Below are 8,454 nucleotides of genomic sequence, written 5' to 3'. Positions count from 1 at the left end.
AAAATCATACTGACTAACGCTATGGTTTTAGAAGATAATTATTGATGGTCGGTGAGACACCAACCAATAGGGCTTTTACTAAAAAAGGGACAATTACTAAAATGTCCCTTTTTTACTGATATGATGGAGTGATGAATTTTAAAATTTAATTTCTTCTTTTTTTGAAGATGGGTTTTGAAAATAATGATCAAATTTCTTAGTCTTATTCGGCTTTAGGATTACGTATAAACCGAGTACAATTAAGATTAACGCAGCACTGATTCTGGATAAATCAAAGTCGAATACCGAGATATCTTTTAAAGTAAAAATCCCACCGATGATGGTAAGTGCCAGCCAGCTGCCGCTTTCAAAGTTTCGACGATAGCCCAACCATAAACCAACGCCCAGCATAACAGTATGCCAGCTTAAAATCCAGTGGGGAATATCCAACCCGGTGTTTCTCAGCACAAATATTGAACCGATTACCAAGAGTAAAATACCTAAGCCAAATTGTTTATTGTCGTGATTGTTTTTAGTGAAGTTTTCCATGATCGTTTTGATTTATATTCAAATGTATCATGAAAATGAAGGCGGGAGAATGGCTTTTCCCTTAACAACTTTAATTCGTCGGTGAGTTAAATAAATTTGCCGGTTAAAATATTTCTGATTTTTTTGCCGGGCACTATTTCGATGAATTTACTTAAAAACAATAATTTCCGACCTGTCACTCATCACTACCTCTGCCGTTAAATCAATAAACAATCCATGAGCCAATAAACCATCTATTTTATTTAAGGCATCTGATAAAGCTCGTGGATCATCAATTAAACCAAAGTCGGCATCAATAATCAGGTTTCCGTTGTCAGTGATATAATCTTGGTTAGCTATAGTTCTTTTTTTACCGCTACCATTCAGTTTTGCAATCTGATCGAAAACATATTGATAGGCAAATGGAATGACCTCGATTGGCAAAGTGAATGCACCCAGTTTTTTTACTTTTTTAGAGGAATCAGTTACGATAATGGCCTTTTTACTTAATGAGGCCATAATTTTTTCTCTGAATAAGGCACCGCCGCCTCCTTTTATTAAATCTAAAGATTCTGTAAATTCATCTGCACCATCAATACTGATATCCACGGAGGAGATTTCGCCTAAATTTAAAATTTCAATCCCCAGCGATTTCGCGAGTTCTTCTGTACGAATGGAACTGGCCACGGCTTTGATGTTCAGCCCCTCGCCTACCAGCCTGCCCAATTCCTTTATGGCAAATGTTGCGGTAGTTCCGGTTCCCAACCCCACAATATCTCCATTTTTAACCAGTTTAACGGCCGTTTTTGCCGCAGCAAGTTTCTCTGCATTCTGGTGATGTTGATCGATGATTCCCATAAGGTAAAACTAAGAAAATTTGTCGAGCGTTTTTGCTGGTTGTTATTTGTGATCGTTTCGTTTGGTGTAATAATGATCAATTTATAGGTAAACCCAGTAACAAAATGATAAGCTGATAAAAGTTCAGAGACCCAAAACAAAAAAATTATTGCACGCATGCAATAATTCCTTTTAATAACGTTTATATAACTGAGAGCGTTAATTTAGATGATGGGGATTCTGCAATAGGTGGAATCCCCATTTCTTTTTGCTCGAAGGTTTTTTATTTCTCTGTAGAGAGTGAATAAGGGAAATCAACCGGTTCAGATCCCCTCACTTTATTCGGAGTTGAAGTCATATTGAAATTCAATACCGCACCTTTTTGTAAGCCGCTATGGCTGATCCAGTTTTTTGAATAAGGCTTACCGTTCATCTGCAACGATTTTACATAACGATTGCTGTCACTGTTATCAGCCGCATTAATCGTTACTGTTTTGCCATTATTCAGGGTTAAGGTTACTTTCTTAAACAAAGGCGCACCCAACACATATTGATCTGTAGCCGGCGTTACGGGATAAAACCCCATGGCAGAGAAAACATACCATGCAGAAGTTTGTCCGTTATCTTCATCACCGCAATAGCCGTCAGGTGTTGCTTTATACATCCTGTTCATGGTTTCCCTGACCCAATACTGCGTTTTATAAGGTGCACCACCATAGTTATACAGGTAGATCATGTGCTGGATAGGCTGGTTTCCATGTGCATACTGACCCATATTTGCAATCTGCATTTCACGGATTTCATGAATCACGCCACCATAGGCACTTTCATCAAATACCGGAGGCATTGAGAAAACAGAATCCAGCTTGGTTACGAATTTCTCATGACCGCCCATTAATTTAGCTAAGCCATCTATATCCTGAAATACCGACCAGGTGTAATGCCAGCTGTTTCCTTCTGTAAATGCACCACCCCATTTAAACGGACTAAACGGCGTTTGGAAACTGCCATCTTTATTTTTACCCCTCATTAAGCCGGAAGCCGGATCGAAAAGGTTTTTGTAGTTCATGGCTCTTTTCTTATAAATATCAATCTCTGATGCCGGTTTGCCTAAAGCTCTTCCTAACTGATAAATGGTAAAATCATCGTATGCGTATTCTAATGTCTTTGCGGCATTTTCATTTTTCTTTACATCGAAAGGCACATAACCCAACTCGTTGTAATACTTTACGCCATCACGGCCAACTGCCTCTATCGGGCCTTCATTGTTTGCACCATGTTTTAAAGCATCCCATAAGGTTTGGATATCATAGCCACGCAAACCTTTGATATAGGCGTCAGCAACCACAGAAGCAGAATTATTACCCACCATGATATTGGCGTAACCCGGACTACTCCATTCCGGCAACCAGCCGCCTTCTTTATAATCGTTAATGAGGCCTTCCTGCATTTCTTTGTTAATGGAGGGATATACCAGGTTTAAGAATGGATATAGAGCACGGAAAGTATCCCAGAAGCCCGTTCCTGCAAACATATAACCCGGTAAAGTCTGGCCATTATATGGGCTCCAGTGTACCACTTTGTTGTTCGCATCTATTTCGTATAATTTATTCGGAAAAAACAGCGTACGGTATAAGCAAGAATAGAAAGTGCGGGTTTGATCGATCGTTCCGCCCTCTACTGCAATTTTATTCAAGGTTTTATTCCAGATAGCTCTGCCTTTTGCTTTCGTAGCATCGAAACCATCATTGGCCAATTCTCTTTTTAAATTGAGATCTGCCTGTTCGAAACTGATAAATGATGAAGCCACTTTAGCGGTTACCTGCTCGCCTTTTGTGGTCTTAAAACCAATGATGGCACCACTGTGATCACTTTCCAGTTCGAGTTCTTCATCTTTAAGCTTGTTGCCACTCCAGGTTTTAGCCAGCTTGAAATCTTTATTAAAGTAGATCACGAAGTAGTTTTTAAAGTTTTTAGGAAGTGGTCCGCGGGCATATTTCGTAGTATAGCCGATAATTTTACGTTCAGCCGGGATGATTTTAATGTACGACCCTTTGTTTAAAGCATCTACCACCACATAAGAACTATCTGTTTTAGGAAAGGTAAATCTGAACTGTGCTGCTCTTTCGGTGGGTGTAATTTCAGTGGTTACATCAGCATCAGCAAGATAAACACTGTAATAATAAGGCTTTGAAACCTCTGCCTTATGGCTGAACCAGCTGGCACGGTCATCTTCGGCGAATCTAAGTTTACCCGTTACCGGCATGATGGAAAACGCGGCATAATCATTCATCCATGGAGATGGCTGATGGGTTTGTTTAAAACCGCGGATTTTATCCGCATCGTAAGTATAGGCCCAACCATCACCCATTTTACCAGTTTGTGGGGTCCACATGTTCATGCCCCAAGGCAGGCCAATGGCTGGATAGGTATTGCCGTTTGATAAGCTGGGTTTTGATTGTGTCCCCATTAAAGGATTGATCCAGTCTACAGGGTCAGTAATTTTGCCCACCGTTTGTGCAAAACTTGCTGAGGCAGCAAAGCTGAGGAAGGCAATAAATAGTTTTTTCATTCGTGTATATCGGTTTATGTCTATAATTAAAGTTCAGGATTTTTTACGTAATCTGCCCAAAGTGCATCCAAATCTTTGCCTGTTAATGTAGTCCAGATTTCTGGCTGATAAGTATGATCTCTTAAAGATGCATCAACTGCTTTGATGGTACCTGCCTTTACCTTTTTTTCTATCCAGGCAAAAAACCGGGCGGTAATTCTGTAACTGTTCTGATAACTGTGTTCAGGTTTTAAAGCCGGTAAGGTCCATTTTGCACCTGCATGATCTACACCAAACTTAAAGCGTGCATAATCTGCAATGCCTTCTGTAAGCCAACCTGGCCCAACACTGTTACCATAATCCTGAACAATATGCATTACTTCATGCGTAACTACATCAATATCTTCAGGGTGCTTGTTCATCCAGATCGAGCTGTAAGTTACTTTACCATTAGTCGTTGCCGCCACACCTTTATAAGCAGTATCTACAAAAAACTGAACTGATTTCAACGTATTTGGATTATACTCCTTCGCCAGCTTTGGATATACCACAAAAAAGGTTTCTATTAATCTTTTCTTCAGTTTTGGATCGAGCGCATCGTCATTACTTTCAAAGGATAGCGTGTAACCATTTTTTTTAATGGTTTCCTGGGCCGAAAGCTTTGATAAAGGCAATAGGGCCATAATGGGCAATGAAATTAAAAAGGATATTTTTTTCATTTAATTTTATTTTCAGTTTTAATCATTTGATGATAATACAAGTTTGCAATATATTTAAAACGTTTTAGCAAATCATCCAATTTTTTTCAGGCCGTTAATTACATTATTAAAAATTTTGTGAATGATATTTAAGCTGTAATTTAATCCTTATCTCCATTAATGAATGGATGGAAATTTTCCACCCATTTATATAATATCCGGTGATTTACATTACACGCCCATCGCAACAACTGGCGGCTCCAATTAAAGTGGCATGTTCTTTCAGTTCTGACACTTTAATACTGGCATCAATATCGTTACCCTTTAAGGCAGCAATCAATTCAGGTGCAAAAGCAGGAAAAGCTTGTGATATATTTCCACCAATAATGACGGCATCTATCTTATGTTCATTGATAATGGGAATCAGAAATTGCGCCAGGTTATAGCCAAACTCCATAAATACACGGGTGGCCAAATGATCCTCTTCTACAATCTCCACCAGTTCTTTTACACCTGCCAGTGTTTTTCCACTCAATTGCTGATACCGTTTGACAAACCAGCGGGTAGACAGGTAATCCTCGGCAATGCCATCCAAAAACGGGGCATTCCATAAATCGGCATCTATTGCCCTGGTTTTTAAACTCAATGATGACCCTAAACCTGTTCCCAGGGTTAAGCCCAAAACATTGGCATTTCCTTTTGCCGCACCTGCAAAAACTTCGCCTTGCAAAAATCCGGCGGCATCGTTAATGAAGTGAATGTTTTCAAGCGGAATATTAAGTCGACTGGCCAGCTCCTGTTTTACATTGACTTTGTAAAGTGATTTAAATTTATCCTGATCTTTGATGAGCGATATACCTTCCTGGTAATCAAACGGGCCAGGCATCGCGATCCCAATGTTCCGATGACCGTTTTTAATGTTTTCAAATGATTGATTAATAACCTCACACCAGGCGGATAAGATATCTTCTTTACTCTCCTGAGAATTTACAGGGCTACGTTTGATTGAATCATCAATCAGGCTTCTTGTTTCTAAATTTACCAATGCGGCTGTAATATGCGAGCCGCCGATATCTACACCCAGTGCTACAGGCTTTTCCATTATTTATGTATTTCTATTTTATTTGTTCATTATTTTACCAGACGTTAAACGTTTTACCAAATGAAAAATATAGATTTTTTATAAAAGCAATATTTAAATCATTCGTTATAAAGCAATTTATTTTCCGCCTGGTTCTGCAAGTACCGGCACGTATAAATTTTTCATCGGCCTGCGAAAATACAGAATCTAACCGAGCAACAAAATTTTAATGGCACTGATCAACAGGTGAATGTTCTTTTATAACGCATTTATTTCAAATCTGGTCTCCATTAAACCTTGTACTGCTCCTGTTCTGACAACTTTTGTCTATTTTATATTCCATTGATCAGCCAGCATTTTGATAAAATATCCGCCCACAACACTTCGTGCCTGAAAACCAACCTGTTTACCCGTTTTGGTTTCATGCCAATCTGTTAAGGGTACCTTACTCGTTGTTTCTGTAGCGAATTTGTGAACAGGACTAATAAATTTCTCAAAGTCAGCCTGATTATCTGCCAATGTAGCTGTCCACATGATCCAGTCTGATTTGGTATAGTCTTTCCGGCTATCCAATGGCAAACCAAATTCATTTTGTTTGCTCAGGTAAAAATCTATTTCTTTTTTATATACCTCCTGTGGAAAAAGATTTAGTTTTAAAAGCTTATCCCAAATGAGGTTATATTTCTGGCTCCAGGTATTTTTATCATTAAAGGTCAGGGCAAAATGATCACCGCTGTTGGCTAAAGTCTGCCAGTTTTTCGCCATTTCCAATGCTGCGTTTTTGTATTTAGTGGCGATATCCTTTTTACCTAATTTTTCGGCCATTTGGGCATAAGCGCCTAAACCTACAATTGCTTTCACTGATAAGTTTGCATTTCGGGCAAGATGACCTGCGAAATCATCTGTGCACAATTGATTTGCCGGATCAAAACCTTCCTTGAGGAGATAATCTGCCCAGATGGACATCACGGCCCAATGTTTACCTGCATAAGCGGTATTGCCATCTGCCCTGGTAATGGCCGCCGTTAAAATCAGCATGTTACCTGCTTCTTCTACCGGCATGTCTTCTCCGTAAATCTGGCCATTGGCTATGGGATAAACGCCAATATCATGTGCAGGATAAGGTTTTTTCCATCTTCCGCTTTCTGAATAATAGAAAATACCGTTTAGCATACCTTTTAACAATTCAGGATTGTATAACAAATATTGGGGTGCTGAAGGATAAGTTACATCAACAGTATTAATGAAACCACCACTAAAATTTTCCTTAGAGAGAAACAACAGGTCTCCGTTTGGTGCATAAACAATTTTATGTGCAGCTATACTCTGCCTGTACACCAGTTTACATAAATCTGCATATTCCTTACCGCCCGCTCGTGTCGCATCAGCAAGTAGCCTGGCATCAAAAGCTTTTGTTTTCGCCTGGAGGGATTCATAATCCTTACTGGCTGCCGCTAGTTGATTTTCAAAAGTACTCGCTTCAGATTTTCTCCAGATGGGAAGCAGTTGATTGCCAAAATATTCGATAGACTTCAGGTCATCATAGCCCAGCATGAGATATTTCTCTACCGGTTTCGAATTAACCGTACCAAATGGGATTACTGTACTTAAGCTTTGTGTTTTAACATTCAAAGCCTGTGTGGTTTGCGGGTATTTTCCTGTTTTGAAATTGCGGAGACTATCCATCGGTGTGCCTAAAAATTGGGTAGCCTTGAATTGATTGGGCACAGCGATGTACAGGTAACCCCAATCAATTCTTAAATCATCGTTTTTCTTTTTCAGCACGGGTTGTTCAACTGATCCGGCTTTTAGAATAGAAAGGTTATCCTGGTTCTTCTTCCAAACAGCAACGGGTTGATTGGGTGTATTTACAGCGAGATCAGATGAAGCACTAAAATAAATATCCACCTGATGTGGTTTTGCATCTGCTGATTGTACGGTATAAGTCAGGTAACTGATGGGCCTGGCGATTAAATTCAAATCATTCAGCAGTAAGGGCGAAGTAAAAGTAAGATTAAGGTTTATACCGCCGGCTTTAAAAGTATAAAGGGTATGGGTAGCCCCAACTGAAACATTGGTTTGACTTGCATTTAACATATTTGCAGCCTGCGGAACCTCTTCCACGATGCCGGCATCTAAAAACCGTCCGCCAGCTGTGTTTTTACATTCTATGGCTAAAAGGTTTTCGCCTTTTTTTAAAATACCCTCAGCCAATGGAATGTAAATGTATTCATGTACCCAGCCTTCTTTTTCATAAACTTTCTGACCATTGATATACACGATGACATTGTCATCATGGTTAAGCTTTAAATATTTTCTGGCTGAAGATATTTTGTTGACAGTAAACTTTCTTCTGTAAAAGATTTCATCCGTATTCCATTTGGTTTCCGACTGCTGGTTATCACCAAAAGGTGCATCTCCATTTTGCCAATTTTTATCGTTAAAGGCAAGCGTATTCCATCCATCAGCAGGCTTTTTAGTGAGATAAACGGCTTTATATTTTAATTCATCAGCCGCGGCCAGAATGGCTTTATAGGTTTTACCATCTGCACCTAAAAAGCGGTAGCACTGGTTATCTACTTTGATGATTCCGGTGAGGGCTTGTTCTTTACCTGTCCAGTGTTTGGTTGTTGATTGATTCAGTCCATCACCGAACGACCAGATACTGAGATACGTATCATGTGTGATTAAAGGATATGCAGGAGCCTTGTCCTGTCCGAAAGAACAAAGGTTCAAAAATATTAAAACTGCTGATAAATAAAGGGGTTTCATATAGATCA

At 39.4% G+C, this 8,454-nt stretch carries 6 protein-coding genes; all 6 read right to left on the bottom strand.

Annotation, left to right across the window (positions count from 1 at the left end):
- Window positions 1-138: 138 nt before the first annotated feature.
- Entirely contained in the window at window positions 139-528 is a 390-nt protein-coding gene (locus CBW18_RS14375; RefSeq protein WP_216359244.1) for a hypothetical protein, read from the bottom strand.
- 147 nt (window positions 529-675) lie between these two features.
- Window positions 676-1,365, bottom strand: coding sequence for a ribose-5-phosphate isomerase RpiA (gene rpiA / locus CBW18_RS14370; RefSeq protein ID WP_088302007.1), 690 nt, complete (start codon window positions 1,363-1,365; stop codon window positions 676-678).
- Window positions 1,366-1,627: 262 nt separating this feature from the next.
- Window positions 1,628-3,916: a GH92 family glycosyl hydrolase gene (locus CBW18_RS14365; RefSeq protein ID WP_088302006.1), complete on the bottom strand. Its 2,289-nt coding sequence runs from the start codon at window positions 3,914-3,916 to the stop codon at window positions 1,628-1,630.
- A 26-nt stretch (window positions 3,917-3,942) separates the two neighbouring features.
- A complete protein-coding gene (locus tag CBW18_RS14360) occupies window positions 3,943-4,614 on the bottom strand; it encodes a basic secretory protein-like protein (protein ID WP_088302005.1) in 672 nt (223 codons plus the stop codon).
- Between the two features lie 205 nt (window positions 4,615-4,819).
- On the bottom strand, window positions 4,820-5,695 hold the full coding sequence (locus CBW18_RS14355) for an ROK family protein (RefSeq protein ID WP_088302004.1): 876 nt from the start codon (window positions 5,693-5,695) through the stop codon (window positions 4,820-4,822).
- Between the two features lie 306 nt (window positions 5,696-6,001).
- Complete coding sequence (locus CBW18_RS14350; protein ID WP_088302024.1) at window positions 6,002-8,446, bottom strand: glutaminase family protein; 2,445 nt, start codon at window positions 8,444-8,446, stop codon at window positions 6,002-6,004.
- Window positions 8,447-8,454: the final 8 nt, after the last annotated feature.

The sequence above is a fragment of the Pedobacter sp. AJM genome (genome assembly GCF_002197755.1).
Taxonomy (GTDB): domain Bacteria; phylum Bacteroidota; class Bacteroidia; order Sphingobacteriales; family Sphingobacteriaceae; genus Pedobacter.
Note: the sequence above shows the minus strand (reverse complement) of the source record. Positions and strands in the feature narration are given on the sequence as shown.